At 69.0% G+C, this 548-nt stretch carries 1 protein-coding gene; it reads right to left on the bottom strand.

From position 1 onward, the window contains the following. Window positions 1-548, bottom strand: a 548-nt coding sequence (locus tag FG94_RS02550) for a helix-turn-helix domain-containing protein (RefSeq protein ID WP_036206674.1), incomplete at both ends; no start/stop codon positions are given.

The following is a 548-nucleotide window of genomic DNA, read 5'->3' as shown; positions in this document are numbered from 1 at the left end:
GGCGGCCGCGCTCACGCCGAGGTCGACGCCGGTGACACCGTGGCCGCTGCGCGGCAGGCGCGCTGTCGCATCGGGTACCTCGACCTGGACGCACAGGAACCAGTGATCCGCTTCGCGCGAGACGCTCGCGCCCAGGATGCGTCCAGGCCAGCGCAGCGCTTCGCACAGCGCCACCCGGCCGATCCTGGGCAGCACGGCGGTGCTTCCCTCGATCCTGAACTTGTCGTTCGCCAGGTAAAACACATCGCGGCAGCGCCCCTTTTTCTTGAATACCGGAGGGTATGCCGGCGTTCCTGCACGGCGCTGCTCGAAGTAGCGGCTCCAGGCCCTGGCGAGGTTGGTGAAGGGCTGCGCATGGGCGTCGCGGTGGACGGTGCGCAGCCAGGGCTGACCGTTCTCGTCAAGCCAGGCCGGGTCCGCATACTTGATCCGGTTGAACTGCTTTTTGAGCGCCATCGCATTCGGCTTGCAGCCTGCGGCGGCCTGGCGCTGCCATTCGGCGAGCGCCCAGTTCCAGACCCGGCGCACAGTCCCGGCCGCGCGCGCGA

It is taken from the genome of Massilia sp. LC238 (assembly GCF_000735635.1).
In the GTDB taxonomy this organism is placed as follows: domain Bacteria; phylum Pseudomonadota; class Gammaproteobacteria; order Burkholderiales; family Burkholderiaceae_D; genus Telluria; species Telluria varians.
This window is presented reverse-complemented; position numbering and strand designations above follow the sequence as displayed.